The sequence below is a fragment of the Oxalicibacterium solurbis genome (assembly GCF_014635845.1).
Taxonomy (GTDB): Bacteria; Pseudomonadota; Gammaproteobacteria; order Burkholderiales; family Burkholderiaceae_D; genus Oxalicibacterium; species Oxalicibacterium solurbis.
The window spans coordinates 389698-414510 of sequence record NZ_BMDP01000001.1; the positions used below are offsets into that span (position 1 = coordinate 389698).

Below are 24813 nucleotides of genomic sequence, written 5' to 3' on the forward strand. Positions count from 1 at the left end.
CGGCGACAGGCCGATCACTTTTTTCATCGAGTTTCATATGTCATTTTCCGACCTCGGCCTGGCCGAAGGCATTGTTCGTGCCGTGACCGAACAGGGTTACAACGCTCCCACTCCCATCCAGACGCAGGCGATTCCGGCCGTGCTGACCGGCGGCGATCTGCTGGCCGGCGCCCAGACCGGTACCGGCAAGACGGCCGGCTTCACGCTGCCCGTACTGCATCGTCTCGCAAGCAGCGGCACGCCGCACAAGACACGCACGTCGCCACGCGCCATCCGCGCACTGGTGCTGACGCCGACACGCGAACTTGCCGCGCAGGTCGAGGAAAGCGTACGCGCCTACGGCAAGTACACCAATCTGTCGTCGGCCGTCATCTTCGGCGGCGTCGGCATCAATCCGCAGATCAAGCTGCTGCAGCAAGGCGTCGATATTCTCGTTGCCACGCCGGGCCGCCTGCTCGATCACATGCAGCAAGGCACGGTCAATCTGGACAACATTGAAATCCTGGTGCTGGACGAAGCCGACCGCATGCTCGACATGGGTTTCATTCGCGACATCCGCAAGGTGCTGGCCGCGCTGCCGCCCAAGCGACAAAACCTGCTGTTTTCCGCCACCTTTTCCGACGAAATCAAGGCGCTGGCGAACGGCCTGCTGAACAATCCGGCGACGATCGAAGTCGCCCGGCTGAATTCCACCGTCGAGATCATCGAACAGAAGATTCACCCGGTCGATCGCGACCGCAAGCATCCGCTGCTCGCGCACCTGATCAAGAGCCGCAGCTGGTCGCAGGTACTGGTCTTCACGCGCACCAAGCACGGTGCCAACCGCCTGGTCGAGCAGCTCGGCAAGGACGGCATTTCCGGCATGGCGATCCACGGCAACAAAAGCCAGACCGCACGCACCAAGGCACTGGCCGAATTCAAGGACGGCAAGCTGCAGGTGCTGGTCGCCACCGACATCGCCGCGCGCGGCATCGACATCGACCAGTTGCCGCACGTCGTCAACTACGATCTGCCGAACGTGCCGGAAGACTATGTGCACCGCATCGGCCGCACCGGCCGTGCCGGCGCAACCGGCGAAGCCGTTTCGCTGGTCTGCGTCGACGAACACGTGATGCTGAAGGACATCGAAAAACTGATCAAGCGCAAGCTGCCGGCAGAAATCATCGTCGGCTTCGAGCCCGATCCGAATGCCAAGCCGCAGCCGATCCAGCTGCGCAGCCAGGGCCACGGCGGCCGCCAGCCTCAACAACCCGGTCGCCAGGGCGGCGGCTCGCGCCAATCGCAAGCAGCAGCCAAGCCGGCCAACGGCACGCCACGTCCTGGCAACCGCTCGGGGACTTCTTCCTCCAATCGCAACGGCAACCAGCCGCAGCGCAGCGCAGGCCGCGGCCGCTAGAGCGCAATCATCCCAACGCTTGCGGCAAAATGCCGCAAGCACCGGCCTGCGATGCCGGTCTACAAAGATGGTGGCGTCGCATACAATGACGTCTTTATCCTTACGCATCGCCCGGTGTTCCCCCTCCGGCGACTCGCGTGCTGTTGACGAATCAGAACCGACCATGTCATTGCCGGCAAACGAAAACAGATCTTCTCCGTCGCACGAAAAACACACGCCGATGATGCAGCAGTATCTGCGCATCAAGAGCGATCATCCGACCACGCTGGTGTTCTACCGGATGGGCGATTTCTACGAACTGTTTTTCGACGATGCCGAAAAAGCGTCGCGCCTGCTCGGCATCACGCTGACGCAACGCGGTTCGTCCAACGGCAATCCGATCAAGATGGCCGGCGTGCCCTTCCACGCGGTCGAACAATATCTGGCGAAACTGGTCAAGCTCGGCGAATCGATTGCCATCTGCGAACAGATCGGCGATCCGGCTACCAGCAAAGGACCTGTCGAACGCAAGGTCGTGCGCGTCATCACGCCAGGCACATTGACCGATTCCGATCTGCTGCCGGAAAAAGCCGAACGTCCGCTCCTGGCACTGAACAGCAGCACACAACGCAAAAACGTGACGATCGGTCTTGCCTGGCTGTCGATGGCAAGCGGCGCGCTGAAACTCATGGAATTCACTGTCGAGGCACAACAGGTCGAAACGCGTCTCAAACAGGAACTGGAACGCATCGCACCGGCCGAAATCCTGCTGCCGGGCGGCATCGATCAGGCATTCGAAGAATATGCACAGGCCCGCAACACGCTGGTGCCGGACTGGCACTTCGACAGCGAACACGGCGGCAAGGCATTGCTCGAACAATTGCAGGTCGCCACGCTGAGCGGCTTCGGCGCCGACCGGCTCGATCCGGCAATCGGCGCCGCCGGTGCTCTGCTGCGCTACGCGCAATCGACGCAGAGCCAGGGACTGCAGCATGTACGCACGCTGACAGTCGAATCCGAGAACGAATTCATCGGCCTCGATGCCGCCACGAGACGCAATCTGGAACTGACCGAGTCGTTGCGCAACCAGGACAACGCGCCCACGCTGTTCTCGCTGCTCGACCATTGCCGCACCGCGATGGGCTCACGCCTGCTGCGCCACTGGCTGCATCACGCACCGCGCGACCAGCGCATCGCCGTCGGCCGCCATACCGCCATCAATGCGCTGATGCGTGCCGATGCCACCGGCGGCATCTCGTCGACGCTGGCGTCGGTGCCGGACATCGAACGCATCACGACGCGCATCGCACTGATGAGCGCCCGCCCGCGCGATCTCGCCGGTATGCGCAATGGTTTGCAGCAGCTGCCGTCGCTGCGCACCTACGTCTCGATGTGCAACAAGGATGCCGATGCGCCGCTGCTGAAATCGATTCACGACGCGCTGGCGACGCCGGGCGAATGCCTGGATCTGCTGGAGCGCGCAATCGCGATGGAGCCGGCCGCAATGGTGCGCGATGGCGGTGTCATAGCACGCGGCTACGATGCGGAACTGGACGAACTGCGCGGACTGTCCGAAAACGCCGGCCAGTTCCTGATCGACCTGGAAACACGCGAGCGCGAACGCACCGGCATCGCCAACCTGCGCGTCGAATACAACAAAGTGCACGGCTTCTACATCGAAGTCACGCACGGCCAGACCGACAAGGTGCCGGACGACTATCGCCGCCGCCAGACGCTGAAGAATGCCGAGCGCTACATCACGCCGGAACTGAAGGCGTTCGAGGACAAGGCGCTATCGGCGCAGGAACGTGCGCTAACGCGCGAGAAATTCCTGTACGACCAGTTGCTGCAACAACTTCTGTTGCACATTCCGGTACTGCAAAGCATTGCGCATGCGCTGGCGCAACTGGACACGCTGGTGTCGCTCGCCGACCATGCCTTGCGCAACAACTGGTGCGCGCCGCAGTTGGTAGCCGAACCGGCCATCGCAATCGCGCAAGGCCGTCATCCGGTCGTCGAGAATCACATCGAGCGTTTCATCGCCAACGATTGCGTGCTGAACGACGAACGCCGCCTGCTGCTGATCACCGGCCCCAACATGGGCGGTAAATCAACCTATATGCGGCAAGTCGCGCTGATCACGCTGCTGGCCTATGTCGGCAGCTTCGTGCCAGCCGCCAGCGCCGTCATCGGCCCGATCGATCGCATCTTCACGCGTATCGGCGCGGCCGACGATCTGGCTGGCGGCCGCTCCACCTTCATGGTCGAGATGACGGAATCCGCCGCCATCCTGAACGGTGCGACGGAGCATTCGCTGGTGCTGATGGACGAAGTCGGCCGCGGCACGTCGACTTTCGATGGCCTCGCGCTGGCCTGGGCGATCGCACGCCACCTGATCGAAACCACGCGCAGCTTCACGCTGTTCGCCACCCACTATTTCGAACTGACGCAACTACCGGAAGCGCACCAGACCGCCGCGAACGTCCATCTGTCCGCCGTCGAGCACAAGGATCGCATCGTTTTCCTGCATGCAGTACAGACCGGTCCGGCATCGCAGAGCTACGGTCTGCAGGTAGCGCAGCTGGCCGGCGTGCCTCAAGTAGTGATCCGCGCTGCGCGCCGGCATCTGGCCTCGCTGGAAGCACATTCGGTTCAGCAAACGCCGCAATTCGACCTGTTCACAGAACGCGATAACGCGACAAGCGAACCGGAAATCGTCGTGCCACAACTCTCGATAATGGACGAAGCCCTCGAAGACATCGACCCCGATGCGCTGTCGCCGCGCGAGGCGCTCGATGCTCTGTACCGGCTGAAGGAACTGAGCAAACAATCGGGCAGATCGGGCCGTTAAAACACCATCGAGGCGCATTCAAGCGAAGCAGACAAGTCCGGCATGAAATCTTCCATCCTTCGTTCGCTGCTCTGTCTTGCGCTGCTATGTCCACTGCTGGCGCTTGCAAGCGAAACTTTCAGCTTCGGCGTCATCGCCCGGCCCGCGCATGGGGCCACGACAACCGAGCTGTTGCACAAAGCGATCGACGAAACCGATAGCGACAACCTCGCCTTCGTTGTTGCCAACGGCATCAAGGCCGATGACGAGTCGTGTTCCGATGCCGTGTACAACGACAGGCATGCGCTATACGAAAGTGCGAAAAATGGTCTGATCGTCTCGCTTACTTCCGGCGACTGGGCAGATTGCGCAAATGCGATGAAACATTCGATTGCCATCGAACGCCTTCGTCGTTTACGCGAGCTGTTCTTCGTCGGCGAATTTTCGTTCGGGCAAAGCCAGATTCCGTTGATCCGGCAATCCACGATTCCGACGTTCCGCATGTATGCGGAAAACATGCACTGGCGCATCGGCAACGTGCTGTTTGCGACAATCAACCTGCCATCCAACAATAACAATTTCCAGAACGCCGCCGGCCGCAACAGCGAATACGAAGATCGTCAAGTCGCCAACAACGACTGGCTCAAGCGACTCTTCATCACCGCCAAGGCCAGCGGACTGAACGGCATCGTGCTCTTTTGCGACGGCAATCCGATGGCAGCGCATACGGAACATGATTCGGGCATTTTCTTCGGCGGCAAACGCGCCGGCTATGCCGAGATCCGCCATCACATTCTGAAATCGGCCACGGCCTTCCATGGCCGCATCCTGATCGTGCATGCCGAACGGAACGCGAAACCCGCGAAAGACATTCTCTGGCACGACAACATCGGCACGCTGTACGCTGCCGCACCATGGACCAAGGTTGCGGTAAATCCTGCGCTACCGCAGCTGTTCGCCGCCATTAGCCGATGACGGCATCCGGCACAGGACGCAATGCTGCTTCGGCACCTTGACGCATACTTTCTGCGCAAAACAAAAAAGGATGCCGAAGCATCCTTTTTTATGGGCGAAACGATCTCAATGAATCGGATGGCTGCGGAACTGGTCGCCCGCCGTATCGTCATCGTCGTCACCATGATGATGGCCGTGTGGACCATGCACGTGGCCATGTGCAATTTCCTCTTCCGTCGCTTCGCGCACGCCCGTCACCTTCAGCGTGAAACGCAGCGCCATGCCGGCCAGTGGATGATTACCATCGAGCACCACCTTGTCGTCCGCGATATCCGTCACGGTGAAGATCACCGGCATCTCGTCGTCGTCCGGCGTTTCCGGCGAACCTTCGAACTGCATGCCGACTTCCAGCGGCGTCGGCAGGCGATTGCGCGGTTCGATCTTCACCAGCTCCGGATCGTAGTCGCCGAAGGCATCATGCGGTTCGACCTGAATCGTGTCTTCAAAGCCCACTGCCTTGCCTTCCAGCGCTTCCTCGATCTTCGGCAGCGTGTTGTCGTATCCGCCATGCAGATACGTCATCGGCTCACGGCTTTCCTCGATCAATTCACCCTGGGCGTCCGACAGTTTGTATTCCACGGTCACGACCGTGTTCTTGGCTATCTGCATGATGGTCCTTTCATTGAATGCGGGCATTATACTCCGAGCCATTTTCGTGCCCTTTCGCGTCCTTTCACATTCTGTAGAACAAGTGCCTGCCCTATAATGGCGCGATGAAAAAACTGCCCCTGCTGGGCGGCTTGACCGCCGCCGAATTCCTGCGCGATTACTGGCACAAGAAGCCCTTGCTGATCCGCCAGGCCATTCCCGATTTCAAGCCCTTGCTGTCGCGCGATCAACTGTTCGATCTGGCCGCGCAGGACGATGTGGAATCGCGACTGATCACACGCGAAAAACGCCGCTGGAAAATGGACAGCGGCCCGTTCGGCGAGGTTCCTCCGCTGACACAAAAAAACTGGACGCTGCTGGTGCAAGGCGTCAACCTGCACGACGATGGAGTCGACGCCTTGATGCGCCAGTTCAGCTTCGTTCCCGACACGCGCCTGGACGACCTGATGATCAGCTATGCCACGCAAACCGGCGGTGTCGGCGCGCACTTCGATTCCTACGATGTGTTCTTGCTGCAGGCACAAGGCCACAGACGCTGGCGCATCGGCGCGCAAACCGATCTGACACTGCAGCAAGGCGTGCCGCTGAAAATCCTCAAGCATTTCGAACCGGAAGAGGAATTCGTACTCGCGCCCGGCGACATGCTCTACCTGCCGCCCCAGTATGCGCATGAGGGAACGGCGATGGACGAATGCATGACCTATTCGATCGGCTTTCGCGCCCCTTCCTATCAGGAACTGGGGCAAGCCTTTCTGGAATCGCTGATCGACAACATCGACCTTCCTGGCCGCTATGCCGATCCCGACCTGAAACCGGCCAGGCATAGTGCCGAAATCAGCAAAGGCATGCTGTCACGCATTACCGCCGAACTGAACAAGATCCGTTTTACGCAGGATGAGATTGCGCTCTTCATCGGAGAGTATCTGTCCGATCCCAAGGCGCACGTCTATTTCGATGCACCCGATGTTCAACTGACAAAGGCGCGTTTTGCCCAGCTTGCTAAAAAAACAGGGGTCCGGTTGTCCCGCAAGACGCAAATGTTGCATCGCAACAATTACATTTTCCTCAATGGAACGTCCTTTGAAACAGCCGGTTTCGACAAGGAAATTCTTGCTGCTCTGGCCAATGAGAGGATGCTCGACGGACAGGCGCTCAAGTCGGCATCCGAAGAATTGCTGGAAGGCTTGCATACCTGGTACAAGGACGGCTGGTTGCATTTGAAATCAACGTGATCCGGCCGCTCTCTTTTCTTGTGCGTACGCGGAACGATGGCGCAAAATCAGCGGTCGAATAGTCCTCCTGACCCTTTTTGTATCATTCGTACATCGACCTTAACAAAGTGTAAAACCGTTGTGTCATAGGCAAAAAGAAGCGCTATAATTTGTGGCTAGGACGCTTGCGTTGCGTCGCACCGCAACAATGGTCGAAACAACAAACAGGCACCTACGCGCGATAATGACCGGTAATTATTGATCGCCATATCACAATCAACCACATCGTTATTTGAAAGATAAATCATGACCAAATCCCTGCTGATCGCATCCCTGTTGGCTATCGCCCTGACCGCTTGCAGCAAAAAAGAAGAAGCACCGGCAGCACCGGCAGCTACTGAAGCTCCTGCAGCCGCTCCGGCCGCTGAAGCTCCGGCAGCTGCACCAGCAGCAGAAGCACCTGCAGCTCCGGCCGCTACCGAAGCTGCTCCGGCAGCTGAAGCACCTGCAGCTCCTGCAGAAGCTCCTGCAAAATAATTCAGCCTGTCTGAATAAAAAAGCCGACCAGCAGGTCGGCTTTTTTATTGCTTCGGTTTTCCACGCACGGCAAAAAACCACTCCGTCAGCAATCCATCCAGTCGAATCCTTGCTCCTGGCAAGCCGTCGTCAGTGCAACGGCATCCTGCACAATCGGCATCAATGCCGCCAACGCCAGTTCCGGCGTATTGTTCTTCAAACTCAGATGCGCTCCCACCACGCGCGTCAGTTGCGCACGATCCACTTCGGCAAGAATTTCGGCTGCAGCCTCGTTCGACAAATGACCATAATCGCCGCCGATGCGACGCTTCAGCGATTCGGGGTAACGCGAATCCTTCAGCATCTGTCGATCGTGATTGCATTCCAGCATCAATGCATTGCAGCCGCCCAACGCCGCCATCATGTGATCAGTCGCATGGCCGGCATCGGTCAATACGCCAAGCTTGCGGTTGCCGTCATGCGCAATGTATTGCACCGGCTCACGCGCATCATGCGGCACCGTATAGGGCAACAATTCCACATCGCCGATGGCAAAACGTTCCGTATCTCGACAGAAATGTAGCGACACGCCATCGCAATGGCTTTGTACTGCCTGATAAGTGCCGAAAGTCAGCCAGACCGGGATGCGATAACGACGCGCCAGCTTGAACACGCCGCCGATATGGTCCTGATGTTCATGTGTGACGATAATGCCGGAAATGTCATCCGGCATCAGCTGCAGCCGCGCAAGGCGGCGCTCGGTCTCGCGCATGGCAAAGCCGCAATCCAGCATGACAATGGTGCGTGTCGTGCCGGATTGAGTGGAAATGAGGAGGGAGTTGCCTTCACTGCCGCTGCCGAGGCTGGCGAATTTCATGCGCGCACCTCGGCAGCAACAGACATCGTTGCGATGTTATTTGAGCTGGTCGTTCAACAAGGTCAGAATGCGTTCGCCAGTCTTTGAAGCTTCCGCCTTGCCATTGTTGTCCAGCACGGTGATCTGGCTGGCATCACCGGAGCCCTTGACGGCAATACGGTAACGCACGGCCTTCTTGTCCTTGTCATCCTTGGAACCGAACGAGAACAGATTGCCGAAGAAGCCTTTCTTCTGCGTGGTCTGGGCATCCTCGTTCTGGTCTACGTAACGAACGTAATACAAGCCCTGCGAGCGATCACGATCCTCGACGGTGAAGCCGACGCGATCCAGCGCCAGGCCAACACGACGCCACGCACGGTCAAACCCTTCATCCACCTGCACGTAGCTGCCCTGCACGCTCTTCAGCAGTCGCGAGCGCGGTGCCTGCTGGACGGCACCACCGGCCACCGCTTCACGCGCTCGCGTTTCCTCGACGCCGAGATAGGTCATCATGCGCGACAGGAATTCCGCTTCCAGGCCCGGATCGGCGGCACGCGGCGTCCACACCGTTGTCTCCTTGTCGGAGCCGGTCAATTCCTCTTCGGCACCACGATGGCTGATATAGATTTCCGTCACACCATCGGCGCGGCGTTCCAGACGCGTACGGAACTTGTCACGCTCACCGGTCGAATACAGCGAATCGAAGATCTGGCCGATGGTCTTGCGCAGGAAGTCCTGAGGAATTTTGGCGCGGTTTTCCGCCCAGTCGGTTTCCATGATGCCGGTCTGCGGCGAATCGACATCGATCAGGAAGCCGTTCTCCTGCCAGAAATCCTTGATGCGCGGCCACAGCGCTTCCGGAGCCTGGCCGACGACCAGCCAGCGCTGCGAACCGTCGCGCTCGATGTGGATGTCCGCTATCTTGTTCGGCGCCACGGTTTCGACCTTGCGTTCATCGTGCGCTTCCGCCTGCTTGGTGTACTGGGAAGCCGTCGCCGTGCCGCGCGCCGCATCCGGCAGTGCATAGCGATTGTCGTGCTGCAATTGCGTCAAATCCGGCGGGACTTCGAGCGTCGGAGTCTTCTTGGCCTCGCTCTTGTAATCGATGTGCCCTGGTTCGAGTGCCGAATTGATGGAACTGCATCCGGCCAGACCGGCAAGCATGAACAGCGAAATCAATCCGCGGTGTGCGAAACTGCGTGGAGCCATTGACGAAATCTTCCGAGATAAAAGGTGAAATGCAACCGGCGCTCAAGGCGCCGGTCAACGCTTATTGTAATACACCCGATTCGCGCATCGCCGCCCGCACGACATCGTGATATTCCTTGGCCAGCGGCACAATCGGCAGACGCATACCGGAAGGAATCAGGCCGATTTCCGCCATCGCCCATTTCAGCGGCACCGGATTCGGTTCGATGAACAGTTTGCTGTGCAACGGGAACACCTTGTTGTTGATGGCGATCGCTTCGGCGACACGGCCGTTGATCGCGGCATCGCACAATTCATGCATCGCGCGCGGCGCAATGTTGGCCGTCACCGAAATATTACCCTTGGCACCGCAGAACATCAGCGCCATCGCGGTTGGATCATCGCCCGAATAGACGGCAAAATTCTTCGGCGCCAGACGCATCAAGTCAGTGCCTCGTGCAATGTTGCCAGTCGCATCCTTGACGCCGATCACGCCTGGCACCTGTGCCAGACGCAGGATGGTATCGTTGGACATGTCGGCTACCGTACGGCCCGGCACGTTGTACAGGATCGCCGGCAGATCGACCGCCTCGACGATCTTCTTGAAATGCTGGTACATGCCTTCCTGCGTCGGGCGGTTGTAGTACGGCACGACCTGCAGCGAGGCGTCGGCACCGACCTTCTTCGCATATTCGGTCAGTTCGATCGCTTCGGAAGTGGAGTTGCCGCCGGTGCCGGCGATGACAGGGATGCGCTTTGCCGTATGTTCGACCGCGATGCGGATCAGTTCGCTATGTTCCTCGACCGAGACGGTCGGCGATTCGCCGGTAGTGCCGACAATGACGATGCCGTCCGTGCCTTCGGCGATATGCCAGTCGATCAGCTTGCGAAGACCCGGCAAATCGAGTGAACCGTCTTCGTGCATGGGAGTAACGATTGCGACAATGCTGCCCTGAATCATGATAAATGTGAGCGAAAAAAAGAGAATATTTGATTGTAGCGGATCGCCGCCGGAATAGCGCGGCAGTGGCCCAATATAAGCGTCAAATCAGTGCAAAATCCTGCGCCTTTGCCGCCGAACCCGGTTTGACAGCACAGATTCGCTGCAGCATCGCCGGCCGCGGCTCGGCCACATAGCCGTCCTCGTAGGCGACGACACGCAGGCCATACTGGCGCGTCACGTCCAGCAGTTCACCGTTCGCCAGCAGGAAATCCGGATTCGACGGCTTGCCGAATTGTCCATTTCCTTGGGCAAAAGTTTCGTAGATCAGCACGCCGCCGTCCTGCAGGCTGGCTATCATCGACTGCCACAACGGACGATGCAGATAATTTGTCACGACGATGCCGGCAAAACGGTTCGCCGCAAACGGCCACGATTGTGCGAGATCACCGGTTTCCAGATCGACTTCCAGCGTGCGAATGCCGTCGCCGGCGGTCAGCGCCAGCATCTCGACCTTGCGATCGACCGCCAGCACCGAATGACCGGATGCCGCCAGCAGCCGGCTGTGCCGGCCACCACCGCAAGCCAGGTCCAGCGTTTCGCCTTCGGGAATCAGTGAAACAAAACGCGCCACCCACGGCGAAGGTTTACCGGTCGCCTCGTGCAAATCAGGTTTCTTGCCTGGATCGCTCATCAGCGGTAAGTCAAGCCCATTGCATCGCGCACTTCACGCATCGTTTCCTGCGCCAGCGCACGCGCCTTGTCGCGGCCATCGGCAACGATGGCACGCACCAGCAACGGATCGTCGACGTATTTCTGTGCACGCTCGCGCATCGGCTCCTGCTCCTTCAGCACACTGTCGATGACCGGCTGCTTGCATTCGATGCAGCCGATGCCGGCCGACTTGCAGCCCTTCACCACCCATTCCCTGGTCGCCTCATCCGAATAGACGAGATGGAATTGCCAGACCGGACATTTTTCCGGATCGCCCGGATCGGTGCGGCGCACACGCGCCGGATCGGTCGGCATCGTGCGGATTTTCTTCGTCAGCGTTTCCTTGTCTTCGCGCAGCGTGATCGAGTTGCCATAGCTCTTCGACATTTTCTGGCCGTCCAGCCCGGGCATGCGCGATGCTTCCGTCAACAGCACTTGCGGCTCGGTCAGAATCTGGCGGCGTGCGCCGCTGACGTTGCCGAGCAGGCGTTCGCGATCGATGGCGCTGATGCTTTGCGCACCGTCGAGCAAGGCTTTCACCTGCTCCAGCGCCGTGGCGTCGCCCTGCTCCTGATAGGCGGCGCGCAATTCGCCATACTGTTTCGCCTGTTGCTTGCTCAGCTTTTTCAGCGCGTCGGCGACCTTCTGCTCGAAACCTTTTTCCTTGCCGTAGATGGAATTGAAGCGGCGGGCGATCTCACGCATCATCTCGATGTGCGGAATCTGGTCGGCGCCGACCGGCACCTGCGTCGCACGATAGATCAGCACGTCGGCCGCCTGCAGCAGCGGATAACCGAGAAAACCGTATGTCGCCAGATCGCGGTCGGCCAGTTTTTCCTGCTGGTCCTTGTAGGTCGGCACACGCTCCAGCCAGCCCAGCGGCGTCACCATCGACAGCAGCAGATGCAGTTCGGCATGCTCGGGCACCTGCGACTGGATGAACAGGCTGGCCTTGGACGGATCGATGCCGGCCGCCAGCCAGTCGATCAACATTTCCCAGGTACTGGTTTCGATGATGCTCGGATCGTCGTAGTGCGTGGTCAGCGCGTGCCAGTCGGCCACGAAGAACAGGCACGGCTCCTCGGATTGCAGTCTGACCCAGTTCTTCAGCGCACCGTGATAGTGGCCGAGATGCATGGCGCCCGTCGGGCGCATGCCGGAAACAACGCGATCAGTAGACATAAGTCAGTGAAGTAGAAAAGTCAGCGGAGAAACAAGCAGTTGCAGCACGATGCCGGCCAACGCCATCACCGGCGTCATCCAGTAGTGCAGCACGTGCAGAAAGACCAGCGCCAGCACGATGAAGAAACCGTAGGGTTCGAGCTGCGCGAATTTGTACGCATAGCGATGCGGCAGCAGGCTGGTCATGATGCGGCCGCCGTCCAGCGGCGGAATCGGAAACAGATTGAAGGCGAAGATCACCAGATTGGTCAGCACGCCGGCTTGCGCCATGCGCATGAGGAATTCCTCGTTCATGCCGAATGCACGCAACATGATGGCCAGCACCAGCCAACCGAACGCCATCGCCATATTGGCCATCGGGCCTGCCAGCGCAACGAACGCCATCTGCTTCTTCGGATTGCGCAGATTGCCGAAATTGACCGGCACCGGCTTCGCGTAACCGAACAGAAAGGGACTGCCCGCGAAATACAACGCAATCGGAATCAGCAGCGTGCCGATCGGATCGATGTGCTTGATCGGATTCATGCTCATGCGCCCTTGCGCATAAGCAGTGGTGTCGCCGAAGTACTTGGCAGCGTAGGCGTGCGCCGCTTCATGCAAGGTGATCGCAAAAACGATCGGCAATGCATAGACGGAAAAGGTTTGGATCAAGTCGTTCATCAGCGGAATTCTATCAGAGGGAGACTACCTGCCCCGCACCACGGCGGACGAGAAAGTGCGAATGAAATCGCTCAAAGACCGAACAGCGACGCGTCGCCCCGCCCCTGGCGACGCAGAACCGGTTCCGCATCAGTCAGGTCGATGACGGTGGTCGGCTGCAAACTGCAGGCGCCGCCGTCGACGACCAGATCGATCTGCTTGGTGAGACGATCGCGCACATCTTCCGGGTCGGTCAGCGGTTCATCGTCGTCCGGCAGGATCAGCGTCGTACCCAGCAACGGCTGCGCCAGCTCTTCCAGCAATGCATGCGCGATACGGTTTTCCGGCACGCGCAGGCCGATCGTCTTGCGTGACGGATGGCTGAGACGGCGCGGCACTTCCTTCGTCGCCTCGAGGATGAAGGTATACGGCCCAGGCGTGGCGGCCTTCAGCATCCGGTATTGCTGGTTGTCCACCTTCGCATACTGGGCGATTTCGCTGAGGTCGCGGCACAGCAGCGTCAGATGGTGTTTTTCATCGACATTGCGGATGCGGCGCAGGCGCGTGACGGCATCCTTGTCGTCCAGATGGCAAACCAGTGCGTAACAGGAATCGGTCGGCAACGCGACGATGCCGCCACCACGCACGATCTGCGCCGCCTGTGCGATCAGACGCGGTTGCGGGTTGTCCGGATGAATCTGAAAAAACTGGCTCATGGCAATACGGCAAAAATATACGAGAGAAAAAGAAGGCGGCGGCGACCTGACGATCGCCGCCGCCCAATTACTTGTTCAAACAATAATCAACGTGCGTTACGCAATGCCTCGATACGATCCTGGATCGGCGGATGGCTGGAAAACAGCGCCATGAAACCCGGACGATCGGTGATGCCGAACGATGCCAGATTCTCCGGCAACGGCGCCGGTGTGACACCACCCAGACGTGCCAGCGCATTCATCATCGGCTGCGGCGAACCCATCAGCTTGGCCGCGCCTGCATCGGCACGAAATTCGCGATGGCGCGAGAACCAGGCGACGATGACGGAAGCCGCGATACCGAACACAATCTGGCAGACCAGCACCGTCACCATGTAGCCGATGCCGTGGCCACTATTATTGTTGTCGCGTGAAATCGCACGATCGACGAAATAACCGACCACGCGCGACAAGAACACGACGAAAGTATTCACCACACCCTGCACCAACGTCATCGTCACCATATCGCCGTTGGCAACGTGCGCGACCTCGTGCGCCAGCACGGCCTCGACTTCTTCGCGATTCATGCTCTGCAGCAGGCCGGTAGATACGGCGACCAGCGCGGAATTCTTGAACGCGCCAGTGGCAAACGCGTTCGGCTCGCCTTCGTAGACAGCCACTTCCGGCATGGCGATGCCGGCGCGATCAGCCAGCTTGCGCACCGTGTCGACCAGCCACAATTCCGTGCTGCTCGACGGTGCATCGATCACGCGCGCACCGGTCGACCACTTGGCCATCGGCTTGCTGATCAACAGTGAAATGATGGAACCGGTGAAACCGACCACCAGCGAGAACACCAGCAGCATCGGCAGGTTCAGGCCGGACTGCGTCATATAGCGGTCGACGCCAAGCAGCGACAACACGATAGACATCACCGCGATGACTGCAATGTTCGTCGCGACGAACAGGAAAATCCGTTTCATTCAAAAGCCTCCAGTAAGGGGGTCAAGGGCGATAGATAAATAGCGTTTATGCACAAAATTTCAAGAGCGCAAGATACCGGAATCCCGCGCCGTGTCAACGCTCGGGAAATCAAATGCCCCAGTCATGCCAGACTGGCTGCACGCCGGACGGCAGCGCCGGCAAGGCACCGATGTCGACACGCGATTCGCCGGGGCCGTGGAAATCGGAACCGCGCGAGGCGAGAAAACCGTAAGCTTTCGCGACCTTCGCATATTCGTCGTATTGATCCGGCGTATGGCTGCCGGTCGTCACTTCGATCGCGGTACCGCCCAGATCCTTGAACTCACTGAACAACGCACCGAATGCCGTATCGCTGAACTTGTAGCGTCCCGGATGTGCGATCACCGCGATACCGCCAGCCGCACGTATCCATTCGACAGAATTCTGCAGCGTTGCCCAGCGATGTTCCACATAGCCGGGCTTGCCATCGCCCAGATATTGGGAAAACGCCTGCTGCAGATCGGTGCAGACGCCCGATTCGAGCAGGTAGCGGGCAAAGTGCGTGCGTGAAATCAGATCGGGATTGCCGACGAATTTCAACGCGCCTTCGAATGCGCCCGGAATACCGACCGCTTCCAGTCGCGCCGCCATCTCGCGTGCACGGTATTCGCGCCCGCCGCGAATTGAGGCCAGGCCTTCGAGCAATGTCGGATTGGTTTCATCGATCTGCAGTCCAACGATATGCACCGTCTGTCCTGACCAGGTGATCGAAATCTCCACGCCGGGCACATAAGGCAGTTTCAGCGCCTGTGCCGCCGCACGCGCTTCCGCGATACCGCCTACTTCATCGTGGTCTGTCATCGCCCACACATCGACGCCGTTGGTTTTGGCGCGCTCGGCAAGCGCGGTCGGCGTCAGTGTGCCGTCGGAAACATTGGAATGACTGTGAAGATCGAAATTGCGCATATCGGTTTGCCTGCTGCTGCGTGATGTTTGCGGTTGTCTGCCGCACATGAATCTGTCTGTGTCTTTATGGATTCGATTGTACGCGGGGCGGAATGTTCATGCCGTACAGAAAATAAATTCGCCTACGCCGGTACCGAAACAATGCGGATGCAACCGCCCCCGCTATCGATGAAAGCAAAATGGCAAGATTCAGACCAGAAACCTCAAGCCAAAACTCAAGCCAGAAACGCGTCGATGGCACGCGCCAGAATTTCCGGCTGATCATGCTGGACCATGTGCCCCGCGTCCGGCACTTTCAATATGGCGGCATTCGCCAGTTGTGCAATGCGTCGGTCCAGTTCGGTGCGTATCTGGTCCGGCGTGCCGAAACGCGGCAGCAATTCACTGCACTCCGCTTCCACCCACAGCACCGGTGCCGTGATCGCGCGCCAGCAGGCCAGCACTTCCTCGATCCGATACAGCACCGGGTTCGTCAGCTTGTGCCGTGCATCGGCGCGCAGAACCCAGTTACCGCGCTCGTCCGGCGATGCCCAGTGCTCAGCCAGAAACATCGCACGCTCCTTCGTCAACCGCGGATTGTTTTTCTGCAAACGTGCGGCGACCGCTTCCTGCGATCGATATGGCCGCAGCAGCGGCACGCTGCACAATTCATCCAGCCAGGTCGCATAGCGCTGCGGCGCCTCTTCTGGAGTCATGGCCGGCCGGCCGAAGCCTTCCAGCAATATCAGTTTGGTAATGCGCCGCGGGCGTACGCCGGCGTAGATGCCGGCGACATTCGCACCCAGGCTGTGGCCGAGCAGATTGACGGCTTGCGCCGGCGCATAGCGATCCAGAATCGCTTCCAGGTCGGCCAGATAATCGGGATGCCAGTAACCGGATTCGGCATAATCGGTCAGACCGAAACCGCGCCAGTCCGGTGCAATCACATGCCAGTCGCGCTGCAAGGCATCGACCAGAAACTGGAACGACGCCGATACATCCATCCAGCCATGCAGCATGAACAATGCCGGCGCATCGTCATTGCCCCAATGCCTGATGTGATACTGCAAATTGCGAACCGGGATAAATTCTGAACGGGAAGGCTTCATGCGATGGGAAGTGAACACTGCCGCGCAGTACATGGCGAAAACAGCAAGATTGCCATTTTACCTGTCATGCATGCATTCCCTGTGACGAGTGGATGTTGCGCAAAAAAGAACGCGCATCGACGGCTTTCCTATCGATGCGCGTTGCAGGCAGAAGATTTATTTCTGGGCGTCTTCGGCAGATTTCTGGATGTTGTTTCCGACCTCTTCCATTTTCTTCCCTGCGTTCTCGGTCGCTTGATCGATTTTTTCGCCAGCGGTTTCGGCTGGCCCCTTCTTTTCGCAGGCAGCCAGACCGGCTACCAGAAAAGTGACGGCAAATAGCGAAACAAACATTTTTTTCATGGATTGCATGATGAGGCCCCTTTTCAAGTTATACGAACTGATGCAGACGGTGACATGCAAACTTGCATCAGTTCAGCTTCTGACTGTGAAATTTTTGACAAGTTCTTGCAGCCGGGTAACAGGATGTAACCGCAGGATGTAACCGGCGCAATAACTAGGGTTCATTGATCGCGATCGGCTGCCGCTAACGCCCCGGCAGACAATGCATGCAACTCTGCATCGCTGAATCCGGCGTCACGTCGTGCCGGCAGATTGAACGGGCCACGCAGAACCGGCGCCTTGTATTGCTGCGCCAGCTGAGGATATAGGGCCACCGGATCGAGATCGCGCTGCGCGCACAGCATGTTGTACCAGCGGTTGCCGATGGCGACGTGGCCGATCTCGTCGCGCAGGATGATGTCGAGGATGGCTGCCGCCGCATGGTCGCCAGCCTGCGCCAGCTTGGCGCGCATCGGCGGCGACGCATCCAGCCCGCGCGCTTCCAGCGTACGCGGCACCAGTGCCATGCGTGCCAGCACATCTTCAGAAGTTTTTTCGGCCATTTCCCACAGGCTGTTGTGCGCGGGGAAATCGCCGTAGCGCCAGCCCAGCTTTTGCAGATGATCGGACAGCAGGGAAAAATGCAGCGCTTCCTCGCCCGCCACCTTCAGCCAGTCGGCATAGTAGTCGTCCGGCATGCCGGCGAAACGCCAGATCGCATCGAGTGCCAGATTGATCGCATTGAATTCGATATGCGCGAGCGCATGAATGGTCGCTGCCCGGCCCTCTTCCGTGTGCATCGAGCGTTGTTTCACGAACTTCGGCGAGATCAATTCGGGCTTTTCAGGACGACCCGGAATCGGCAGTGACGGCTGCAGCATCGCCTGAGAATCCAGTGCCAGCCGACCTTGCTGCCAGGTTGCGGCAAGCGCAATCGTATTGCGCGCCTTGCTCGCAGGATCGACTTCTTCCGTCAGACGCAACGCGGCCAGACGCAACTCGGCGGCGCTTTCATTGGATGCAAAAGAAGAAACCGAAGAACGCATCTGGGAGAGTGGGTGCAGGTGACGTAAAATAACGCCTTTGTCTTGCTGTAAGCGCCGTTGTTTCGGCCAGTGCGCGGGCCAGTGCGGAAACCTCTTTCCGTTTCATGAATCGCCCCCATCTTTCCGGATGGAAGACTGGCATGACCGGCACACGGCAACCGCTCATTGTACTGAAATCATGCCCATCTACCAATTAGGCGAGCACGCTCCCGAAATCGCCTCGTCCGCCTATCTGACCGAATCCGCCACCGTCGTCGGCCGCGTGAAGATCGGCGAAGATTCCAGCCTGTGGTTCCAGGTAACCGTTCGCGGCGATAACGAAGACATCACGATCGGACGCAACTGCAATCTGCAGGAAGGTGCTGTGCTGCACGCCGATCCCGGCTTTCCGTTGACGATGGCCGACCACGTCAGCATCGGTCATCAGGCGATGATCCACGGCTGCACGATCGGCGAAGGCTCACTGATCGGCATCCAGGCCATCGTGCTGAACGGCGCGAAGATCGGCAGGAACTGCCTGGTCGGCGCCGGCGCGCTGGTTACCGAAGGCAAGGAATTTCCGGACAACTCGCTGATCGTCGGTGCGCCTGCACGCGTCGTGCGCACGCTGACCGACGACGACATCGCCAGACTGCGCCGCATCGCGGACGGCTATTCCGAACGCGCGCGCCAGTTCCGACAATCATTGAAAAGAATAGGTTGAACATGACCGATACCTTGCAGAAGTTCCTGTTCGAAAACGCCTCGGTACGCGGCGAACTGGTGGACGTCTCCGAAACATGGCGCCACGTACTGGCGCGCCGCGACTATCCGAAGGCCGTCAAGATGGTGCTGGGCGACATGCTTGCCGCCGCCGCACTGCTGTCGGCCAACCTGAAATTCAACGGTGTCATCGTCATGCAGATTCATGGTGATGGCCCGCTGCGCCTGCTGGTGGTCGAATGCGATTCCGAGCTGAACATGCGCGCCACCGCCAAGCTGGCGGAGAACGCCGTGATTCCCGACGCCGCCACATTGGAGCAACTGGTCAACGCAAATGGCGAAGGCCGCTTCGTCATCACGCTGGATCCGAAAGAAAAACTGCCCGGCCAGCAGGCGTACCAGGGCATCGTGCCGCTGGATGGCGAATCGGTGGCAGTCGTCATCGAAAACTACATGTTGCGTTCGGAACAGCTCGATACCAAGCTGTGGCTCGCCGCCGATGACAACGTCGCACGCGGCCTGTTGCTGCAGAAGCTGCCGCGCGAAGGCGGCATCGGCGCACCGGGCGACGACCTCTCCACCTGGGAGCGGACGGTGATGCTGGCTTCCACGCTGCGCCGTGAGGAATTGCTGACTACCGACGTCGAAACGTTGATGCGTCGCCTGTTCTGGGAGGAGACGATCCGCGTTTTCGATCCGCGCCATCCACAGTTTCTGTGTTCGTGCACGCGCGAGAAGGTCGGCACCATGCTGAAAATGCTGGGACAGGAAGAAATCGATGCCGCCCTGCAGGATCTCGGCAAACTCGAAGTCGATTGCGACTTCTGTGGCCAGCATTACGAATTCGATAGTGTCGACTGTGCGCAATTATTCGTAGGCGGCTCGCCCGAACCGCTGGCAGCCGCGAATCCGGTCAAGCATTGAGAAGCCGCCGGTGACTGCAATAAAAAACGCGCCTGACGGCGCGTTTTTTATTGCCCCTGAGCTTGCGCCGGCTTTTCCTCCGGCGGGCTGGCAACGAATGGCATCTTCTGGTTAGGATCGATGACCTGAACGAACACCTCGTTTTCCTTGACCATGCCCAGTTCGTAGCGCGCCCGCTCTTCCACCGCGCCGGTTCCCTGCTTCAGATCCTGCACTTCGGAATTCAGCTTCGCATTGCGCGCCTTCAGTTCATCGTTCTTCTTCTGTGCAGCAACGACCTGCTGGTCTAAATCCCAGACACGCAACCAGCCCCCCTTACCCAGCCACAACGGGAACTGGATGAGAACGACCAGGGCTGCGAGACAGATGATGATGAGGCGCATGGGACGCTGCCGATACAAAACCGGCCATGCATTGCATGGCCGGCATCACGATTACTTCAGGTTGTAGAACGCGTTGCGGCCGGGGTAGCTGGCGATGTCGCCCAGGTCTTCCTCGATACGCAGCAACTGGTTGTACTTCGCCATGCGATCCGAACGCGACATCGAACCGGTCTTGATCTGCAGCGCGTTGGTGCCGACGGCGATATCGGCAATGGTCGAATCCTCGGTTTCTCCCGAACGATGCGAGATCACGGCGGTGTAACCGGCGCGCTTGGCCATCTCGATCGCGGCGAAGGTTTCGGTCAGCGTGCCGATCTGGTTGATCTTGATCAGGATCGAGTTGGCGATGTCCTTCTGGATGCCTTCGCGCAGGATCTTGGTGTTGGTCACGAACAGATCGTCACCGACCAGCTGCACCTTCTTGCCCAGCGCCTTGGTCAGCGTGGCCCAGCCTTCCCAGTCGTTTTCGGCCATGCCGTCTTCGATCGAGATGATCGGGTACTTGTCGCACCAGGTCGCCAGCAGATTGGTGAAGTCACCAGACGACAGCGTCAGGCCTTCGCCATGCAGCTCGTACTTGCCGTTCTTGTAGAACTCGCTGGCCGCACAATCCAGACCCAGCGCGATCTGCGTGCCCGGCTCGTAGCCAGCCTGCTCGATCGCCTGCAGGATCAGCTTGATCGCAGCTTCGTGGTTCTCGACGGATGGCGCGAAACCACCTTCGTCGCCGACCGCGGTCGACAGGCCCTTGTCGTTGATGATCTTCTTCAGCGTGTGGAACACTTCGGCGCCGTAGCGGATCGCTTCGCGGAAGCTCGGTGCGCCGACCGGGATGATCATGAATTCCTGCAGGTCCAGCGTGTTGTTCGCATGCGCGCCGCCGTTGATGACGTTCATCATCGGCACCGGCATCTGCATCGCGCCCGAACCGCCGAAGTAGCGGTACAACGGCAGACCGGATTCTTCGGCTGCAGCTTTTGCCACCGCCATCGAGACGGCCAGCGTTGCATTCGCGCCCAGGCGGGCCTTGTTTTCGGTACCGTCGAGGTCGATCAGCGTACGGTCCAGGAATGCCTGTTCGTTGGCATCCAGGCCCATGATCGCTTCCGAGATTTCGGTGTTGATGTTCTCGCAGGCCTTCAGTACACCCTTGCCCATGTAGCGGCTCTTGTCGCCATCGCGCAGCTCGATCGCCTCGCGCGAACCGGTCGATGCGCCGGACGGCACGGCCGCACGGCCCATGACGCCGGATTCCAGCAGCACGTCACATTCGACGGTCGGATTGCCGCGGGAGTCGATTACTTCACGGCCAATGATGTCAACGATTGCACTCATCCATTTCTCCTAGCAAATTCTTGTTCGTAACGTTCCGTTTGGTTCCGCTTCATGCACATGTGAATGCACGCACATGCGCGGACTTTTCCTTATGCGACTTTTTCCGCCTGCTCTTGTTTATGCGCCAGCGCAGCCTTGATGAACGAGATGAACAACGGATGTCCATCGCGCGGCGTTGACTTGAATTCCGGGTGGTACTGCACACCGACATACCATGGATGGGAATTATCGCCGCTACGCGGCAGTTCCATGATTTCGCACAGCGATTCGGTCGGCGTGCGGGCGGAAACGACCAGACCGGCTTCTTCGACGCGGCCGAGGTAATGGTTGTTCGCTTCGTAGCGATGACGATGACGCTCGGTCACCGTATCGCCGTAGATTTCGGCAGCCAGCGTCCCTGCCTTGACTGCGCAGGTCTGCGCACCCAGGCGCATCGTGCCGCCCAGATCGGAATTGGCATCGCGGCGCTCGACCTTGCCGTCGTGATTCTGCCATTCGTTGATCAGCGCCACGACCGGCTGTTCGGTATCAGGATCGAATTCGGTGGAATTGGCCTTGGAGAGGCCGGCCATGTGACGCGCATATTCGATCAGCGCAACCTGCATGCCGAGGCAGATGCCAAGGTAAGGAATCTTGTTTTCGCGCGCGAAACGGGCGGAAGCGATCTTGCCTTCCACGCCGCGCTTGCCGAAGCCGCCCGGCACCAGGATCGCATCGTACTTCGCCAGGCATTGCGGGCCACCGGCTTCGATTTCCTCGGAATCCAGATACTCGATATTGACGCGGCTTTCCGTGTGAATGCCGGCGTGACGCAGCGCTTCCGTCAGCGACTTGTACGATTCGGTCAGATCGACATACTTGCCGACCATGCCGATGGTAACGGTGTGCTTCGGATTTTCCAGCGTGTGGACCAGCTTGCTCCAGATCGACAGATCGGCTGGTTGCGGCGTCAGGCCGAGCTTGTCGCAGACGATGCGGTCCAGTCCCTGATCCAGCAGCATCTGCGGAATCTTGTAGATGGTATCGACGTCCCACACCGAGATGACGGCTTCTTCCTGCACATTGGAGAACAGCGAAATCTTCGCGCGCTCGTCGTCCGGAATGCGGCGGTCGGCGCGGCACAGCAAGGCATCCGGCGAGATACCGATTTCGCGCAGCTTCTGCACGCTGTGCTGCGTCGGCTTGGTTTTCAGTTCGCCGGCGGAAGCGATGAACGGCACCAGCGTCAGATGCACGAAAGCGGTCGCATTGCGGCCGGCGCGCAGGCTCAGCTGACGCGCGGCTTCGAGGAACGGCAGCGATTCGATATCGCCGACGGTGCCGCCGATTTCCACCAGAGCAACATCGAAGCCTTCGGCGCCGCGATGGATGTAATCCTGAATTTCGTTCGTGATGTGCGGAATCACCTGCACAGTCTTGCCCAGATACTCACCGCGACGCTCCTTGCGAATCACGGATTCATAAATCTGGCCGGTGGTGAAGTTGTTCACCTTGCGCATCTTGGCGGTGACGAAACGCTCGTAGTGGCCAAGATCCAGATCGGTTTCTGCGCCGTCGTCGGTGACGAACACTTCGCCGTGCTGGAACGGGCTCATCGTGCCGGGATCGACGTTGATGTAGGGATCGAGCTTGAGCAGGGTGACTTTGAGGCCGCGCGATTCGAGGATCGCAGCGAGGGAAGCGGCGGCAATCCCCTTACCCAGGGATGAAACCACGCCGCCAGTGACGAATACAAACTTGGTCATTGCAATTGGTGCCGAACGGCACGTGCGGGAAATTCAAATTATACCGCAAGGCACACGCTTCTTGAACGCCGGGCGCGATTAAAAATAGCGTGTTCGCCTCTATCCTCCCGGATTAACGGCCATACCAATATCGCGGCCGCTCCTTCCGATACTCGGCCACATCCAGCGACGAACCGAAGCGCAACGTGACGGCACCCGATGTGTCGCTGCGCAGCCGCGTGATGCCAAATTCGCCATAACGATCGAACACCTCCTGCTTCGGATGGCGATAACGGTTGCGATAGCCGACCTGGAACAGCGCAATCTTCGGGTCGACGGCACGCAGGAAGGCCGGCGTCGACGACGTACCGCTGCCGTGATGCGGCGCAAGCAGCACATCCGCACGCAGACGATCGGCATCATCGGCCAGCAATTCAGCTTCCTGCGCTGCCTCGATATCGCCGGCGAGCAGAATGGCACGTCCGCCGGCCATGATTCTCAACGTGCAGCTGCGCGCATTCGGCTTGCCCGACGGATTGTCGTACACCTCCGCCGCAGGGTGCAACATCTCGAATTGCACGCCATCCCATTGCCACGCCGCTCCGGCTTCGCATCGTCGATGTTCACGCGCCGCAGCGACGATGGGGTGCTCCAACGACAGCGACGATGTCAGCCAGCCGGCCTTGACGTTTTCCAGAATGGACAGCGCACCGCCCGCGTGATCGGTATCACTGTGCGAAACCACGATACCGTCCAGCGATGCGATCCCGCGTGCGCGCAGATACGGCACAACGACACGATTGCCGCCATCGCTCTCCGGAGAATAGGCCGGCCCCGTGTCGTACAGCAATCGATGGTTTTGCGTTTCGACCAGCAGCGCCATGCCTTGCCCGACATCGAAGGCAGTCACCCACATCTCGCCGGCACGCGGATGCGTCGGCGCGTTCAGCAGCAACGGCAACCACGTCAGCAGACCCAGATAACGCGCCGGCCAGCCGCGTGGTGCCAGCATCCACAGCGTGCCAAGCATGGCCAGCGCAAACATCCACCACGTCGGCAACGGCGCCGTCCACACCGCAAACGACCAGCCGGACAACCACGTCAGACCGTATGCCAGCCATTCGACCAGAAAATGCGCCGCCAGCAGGCACCAATCCGACAAGGGTGCCGGCAGCACGCTGCCGACCAGCGCCAGCGGCGTTACGAAGAAGCTGACGAGTGGAATGGCAATCGCATTGGCGATCGGACTGACCAGCGACACCTGGCCGAACAACAGCATCGTCAACGGAATCAATCCGATCGTCACCGCATACTGCGTCAGCACCGCCGTATCCAGCGCTACGCGCCAGCCAGGACGCGACGAAACTCCCGCTGCCGATGCACGGCCGACACTGGCATACAGAATCACCGCCACCGCCCCGAACGACAACCAGAAACCCGCGCCCAGCACTGCCCATGGGTCCAGCAGCACCACGGCAAACAATGCCAGGCACAGCACGTGCGACACGCTGGCAATGCGGCCGAACCACAACGCCAGCGCCACCACCGTCAGCATGATATCCAACCAATTAACTGTTGCGTATGGATGTAGA

24 protein-coding genes are annotated in these 24813 nt (G+C 59.4%); 7 read left to right on the plus strand and 17 right to left on the minus strand.

Features of this window, described 5'->3' with window-relative positions; all coding sequences use genetic code 11:
- The first annotated feature begins 37 nt into the window (after positions 1 to 37).
- The 3 genes from IEV40_RS01870 (at position 38) to IEV40_RS01880 (ending at position 5180) form a co-directional block, all read left to right on the plus strand.
- Positions 38 to 1396 carry a DEAD/DEAH box helicase gene (locus tag IEV40_RS01870; protein ID WP_188419261.1) on the plus strand — a complete coding sequence of 453 codons (1359 nt, stop codon included), beginning with the start codon at positions 38 to 40 and terminating at the stop codon, positions 1394 to 1396.
- A 163-nt stretch (positions 1397 to 1559) separates the two neighbouring features.
- Positions 1560 to 4226 (plus strand): DNA mismatch repair protein MutS, encoded by a 2667-nt coding sequence (gene mutS / locus IEV40_RS01875; RefSeq protein WP_229723910.1) that lies wholly within the window; start codon positions 1560 to 1562, stop codon positions 4224 to 4226.
- 42 nt (positions 4227 to 4268) lie between these two features.
- Positions 4269 to 5180 carry a hypothetical protein gene (locus tag IEV40_RS01880; RefSeq protein WP_188419262.1) on the plus strand — a complete coding sequence of 304 codons (912 nt, stop codon included), beginning with the start codon at positions 4269 to 4271 and terminating at the stop codon, positions 5178 to 5180.
- Positions 5181 to 5285: 105 nt separating this feature from the next.
- Here the strand turns inward: IEV40_RS01880 and IEV40_RS01885 are convergent, their stop codons facing one another.
- Positions 5286 to 5828, minus strand: a complete 543-nt coding sequence (locus IEV40_RS01885) for an FKBP-type peptidyl-prolyl cis-trans isomerase (RefSeq protein ID WP_188419263.1) — start codon at positions 5826 to 5828, stop codon at positions 5286 to 5288.
- Positions 5829 to 5932: 104 nt separating this feature from the next.
- Between IEV40_RS01885 and IEV40_RS01890 the strand changes: the two genes are divergently transcribed.
- Together IEV40_RS01890 and IEV40_RS01895 are read left to right on the plus strand one after the other, a co-directional pair.
- Complete coding sequence (locus IEV40_RS01890; protein ID WP_188419264.1) at positions 5933 to 7060, plus strand: cupin domain-containing protein; 1128 nt, start codon at positions 5933 to 5935, stop codon at positions 7058 to 7060.
- A 285-nt stretch (positions 7061 to 7345) separates the two neighbouring features.
- Positions 7346 to 7576, plus strand: coding sequence for a hypothetical protein (locus IEV40_RS01895; protein WP_188419265.1), 231 nt, complete (start codon positions 7346 to 7348; stop codon positions 7574 to 7576).
- An 85-nt stretch (positions 7577 to 7661) separates the two neighbouring features.
- Here IEV40_RS01895 and IEV40_RS01900 read toward each other — a convergent pair whose 3' ends face one another.
- The 12 genes from IEV40_RS01900 to IEV40_RS01955 form a co-directional block, all read right to left on the minus strand.
- Positions 7662 to 8432, minus strand: coding sequence for an MBL fold metallo-hydrolase (locus IEV40_RS01900; protein WP_188419266.1), 771 nt, complete (start codon positions 8430 to 8432; stop codon positions 7662 to 7664).
- Between the two features lie 36 nt (positions 8433 to 8468).
- Entirely contained in the window at positions 8469 to 9620 is a 1152-nt protein-coding gene (bamC, locus tag IEV40_RS01905) for an NlpB/DapX family lipoprotein (protein WP_188419267.1), read from the minus strand.
- Positions 9621 to 9681: 61 nt separating this feature from the next.
- A complete protein-coding gene (gene dapA, locus IEV40_RS01910) occupies positions 9682 to 10560 on the minus strand; it encodes a 4-hydroxy-tetrahydrodipicolinate synthase (RefSeq protein ID WP_188419268.1) in 879 nt (292 codons plus the stop codon).
- Positions 10561 to 10642: 82 nt separating this feature from the next.
- Positions 10643 to 11233, minus strand: coding sequence for a class I SAM-dependent methyltransferase (locus tag IEV40_RS01915; protein WP_188419269.1), 591 nt, complete (start codon positions 11231 to 11233; stop codon positions 10643 to 10645).
- Positions 11233 to 12435, minus strand: coding sequence for a tryptophan--tRNA ligase (locus IEV40_RS01920; RefSeq protein WP_188419270.1), 1203 nt, complete (start codon positions 12433 to 12435; stop codon positions 11233 to 11235). The genes IEV40_RS01915 and IEV40_RS01920 overlap by 1 nt, the downstream gene beginning before the upstream one ends.
- Before the next feature lie 3 nt (positions 12436 to 12438).
- A complete protein-coding gene (locus IEV40_RS01925) occupies positions 12439 to 13095 on the minus strand; it encodes a site-2 protease family protein (RefSeq protein WP_188419271.1) in 657 nt (218 codons plus the stop codon).
- 71 nt (positions 13096 to 13166) lie between these two features.
- The gene (locus IEV40_RS01930) at positions 13167 to 13790 is read right to left on the minus strand and encodes an L-threonylcarbamoyladenylate synthase (RefSeq protein WP_188419272.1); all 624 of its coding nucleotides are present in this window, start codon (positions 13788 to 13790) and stop codon (positions 13167 to 13169) included.
- A gap of 86 nt (positions 13791 to 13876) precedes the next feature.
- Positions 13877 to 14752 carry a protease HtpX gene (gene htpX, locus IEV40_RS01935; RefSeq protein WP_188419273.1) on the minus strand — a complete coding sequence of 292 codons (876 nt, stop codon included), beginning with the start codon at positions 14750 to 14752 and terminating at the stop codon, positions 13877 to 13879.
- A 109-nt stretch (positions 14753 to 14861) separates the two neighbouring features.
- Entirely contained in the window at positions 14862 to 15698 is an 837-nt protein-coding gene (locus IEV40_RS01940) for a 3',5'-nucleoside bisphosphate phosphatase (RefSeq protein WP_188419274.1), read from the minus strand.
- Positions 15699 to 15913: 215 nt separating this feature from the next.
- Positions 15914 to 16786 (minus strand): alpha/beta fold hydrolase, encoded by an 873-nt coding sequence (locus tag IEV40_RS01945; RefSeq protein WP_188419969.1) that lies wholly within the window; start codon positions 16784 to 16786, stop codon positions 15914 to 15916.
- Positions 16787 to 16942: 156 nt separating this feature from the next.
- Positions 16943 to 17137: a hypothetical protein gene (locus tag IEV40_RS01950; RefSeq protein ID WP_229723911.1), complete on the minus strand. Its 195-nt coding sequence runs from the start codon at positions 17135 to 17137 to the stop codon at positions 16943 to 16945.
- A 152-nt stretch (positions 17138 to 17289) separates the two neighbouring features.
- Positions 17290 to 18153 (minus strand): ferritin-like domain-containing protein, encoded by an 864-nt coding sequence (locus IEV40_RS01955; protein ID WP_188419275.1) that lies wholly within the window; start codon positions 18151 to 18153, stop codon positions 17290 to 17292.
- A 178-nt stretch (positions 18154 to 18331) separates the two neighbouring features.
- Here IEV40_RS01955 and IEV40_RS01960 point away from each other — a divergent pair, with 178 nt between their 5' ends.
- Entirely contained in the window at positions 18332 to 18856 is a 525-nt protein-coding gene (locus IEV40_RS01960) for a gamma carbonic anhydrase family protein (protein WP_188419276.1), read from the plus strand.
- Between the two features lie 2 nt (positions 18857 to 18858).
- Positions 18859 to 19779, plus strand: coding sequence for an Hsp33 family molecular chaperone HslO (gene hslO / locus IEV40_RS01965; RefSeq protein ID WP_188419277.1), 921 nt, complete (start codon positions 18859 to 18861; stop codon positions 19777 to 19779).
- Between the two features lie 47 nt (positions 19780 to 19826).
- On the opposite strand, the gene ftsB is transcribed toward hslO, so the two are convergent.
- From ftsB to IEV40_RS01985, 4 genes are all read right to left on the minus strand, one after another.
- Positions 19827 to 20162: a cell division protein FtsB gene (gene ftsB / locus IEV40_RS01970; protein WP_188419278.1), complete on the minus strand. Its 336-nt coding sequence runs from the start codon at positions 20160 to 20162 to the stop codon at positions 19827 to 19829.
- 51 nt (positions 20163 to 20213) lie between these two features.
- Positions 20214 to 21497 carry a phosphopyruvate hydratase gene (gene eno, locus IEV40_RS01975; protein WP_188419279.1) on the minus strand — a complete coding sequence of 428 codons (1284 nt, stop codon included), beginning with the start codon at positions 21495 to 21497 and terminating at the stop codon, positions 20214 to 20216.
- Between the two features lie 89 nt (positions 21498 to 21586).
- Entirely contained in the window at positions 21587 to 23242 is a 1656-nt protein-coding gene (pyrG, locus tag IEV40_RS01980) for a CTP synthase (RefSeq protein ID WP_188419280.1), read from the minus strand.
- 112 nt (positions 23243 to 23354) lie between these two features.
- Complete coding sequence (locus tag IEV40_RS01985) at positions 23355 to 24776, minus strand: DNA internalization-related competence protein ComEC/Rec2 (RefSeq protein WP_188419971.1); 1422 nt, start codon at positions 24774 to 24776, stop codon at positions 23355 to 23357.
- Positions 24777 to 24813: the final 37 nt, after the last annotated feature.

Bases quoted from the DNA above. Each gene is read 5' to 3' on its own strand.
- IEV40_RS01870 (WP_188419261.1), top strand. From the start codon at position 38: ATGTCATTTTCCGACCTCGGCCTGGCCGAAGGCATTGTTCGTGCCGTG.
- mutS (WP_229723910.1), top strand. From the start codon at position 1,560: ATGTCATTGCCGGCAAACGAAAACAGATCTTCTCCGTCGCACGAAAAA.
- IEV40_RS01880 (WP_188419262.1), top strand. From the start codon at position 4,269: ATGAAATCTTCCATCCTTCGTTCGCTGCTCTGTCTTGCGCTGCTATGT.
- IEV40_RS01885 (WP_188419263.1), bottom strand. From the start codon at position 5,828: ATGCAGATAGCCAAGAACACGGTCGTGACCGTGGAATACAAACTGTCG.
- IEV40_RS01890 (WP_188419264.1), top strand. From the start codon at position 5,933: ATGAAAAAACTGCCCCTGCTGGGCGGCTTGACCGCCGCCGAATTCCTG.
- IEV40_RS01895 (WP_188419265.1), top strand. From the start codon at position 7,346: ATGACCAAATCCCTGCTGATCGCATCCCTGTTGGCTATCGCCCTGACC.
- IEV40_RS01900 (WP_188419266.1), bottom strand. From the start codon at position 8,432: ATGAAATTCGCCAGCCTCGGCAGCGGCAGTGAAGGCAACTCCCTCCTC.
- bamC (WP_188419267.1), bottom strand. From the start codon at position 9,620: ATGGCTCCACGCAGTTTCGCACACCGCGGATTGATTTCGCTGTTCATG.
- dapA (WP_188419268.1), bottom strand. From the start codon at position 10,560: ATGATTCAGGGCAGCATTGTCGCAATCGTTACTCCCATGCACGAAGAC.
- IEV40_RS01915 (WP_188419269.1), bottom strand. From the start codon at position 11,233: ATGAGCGATCCAGGCAAGAAACCTGATTTGCACGAGGCGACCGGTAAA.
- IEV40_RS01920 (WP_188419270.1), bottom strand. From the start codon at position 12,435: ATGTCTACTGATCGCGTTGTTTCCGGCATGCGCCCGACGGGCGCCATG.
- IEV40_RS01925 (WP_188419271.1), bottom strand. From the start codon at position 13,095: ATGAACGACTTGATCCAAACCTTTTCCGTCTATGCATTGCCGATCGTT.
- IEV40_RS01930 (WP_188419272.1), bottom strand. From the start codon at position 13,790: ATGAGCCAGTTTTTTCAGATTCATCCGGACAACCCGCAACCGCGTCTG.
- htpX (WP_188419273.1), bottom strand. From the start codon at position 14,752: ATGAAACGGATTTTCCTGTTCGTCGCGACGAACATTGCAGTCATCGCG.
- IEV40_RS01940 (WP_188419274.1), bottom strand. From the start codon at position 15,698: ATGCGCAATTTCGATCTTCACAGTCATTCCAATGTTTCCGACGGCACA.
- IEV40_RS01945 (WP_188419969.1), bottom strand. From the start codon at position 16,786: ATGAAGCCTTCCCGTTCAGAATTTATCCCGGTTCGCAATTTGCAGTAT.
- IEV40_RS01950 (WP_229723911.1), bottom strand. From the start codon at position 17,137: ATGCAATCCATGAAAAAAATGTTTGTTTCGCTATTTGCCGTCACTTTT.
- IEV40_RS01955 (WP_188419275.1), bottom strand. From the start codon at position 18,153: ATGCGTTCTTCGGTTTCTTCTTTTGCATCCAATGAAAGCGCCGCCGAG.
- IEV40_RS01960 (WP_188419276.1), top strand. From the start codon at position 18,332: ATGCCCATCTACCAATTAGGCGAGCACGCTCCCGAAATCGCCTCGTCC.
- hslO (WP_188419277.1), top strand. From the start codon at position 18,859: ATGACCGATACCTTGCAGAAGTTCCTGTTCGAAAACGCCTCGGTACGC.
- ftsB (WP_188419278.1), bottom strand. From the start codon at position 20,162: ATGCGCCTCATCATCATCTGTCTCGCAGCCCTGGTCGTTCTCATCCAG.
- eno (WP_188419279.1), bottom strand. From the start codon at position 21,497: ATGAGTGCAATCGTTGACATCATTGGCCGTGAAGTAATCGACTCCCGC.
- pyrG (WP_188419280.1), bottom strand. From the start codon at position 23,242: ATGACCAAGTTTGTATTCGTCACTGGCGGCGTGGTTTCATCCCTGGGT.
- IEV40_RS01985 (WP_188419971.1), bottom strand. From the start codon at position 24,776: ATGCTGACGGTGGTGGCGCTGGCGTTGTGGTTCGGCCGCATTGCCAGC.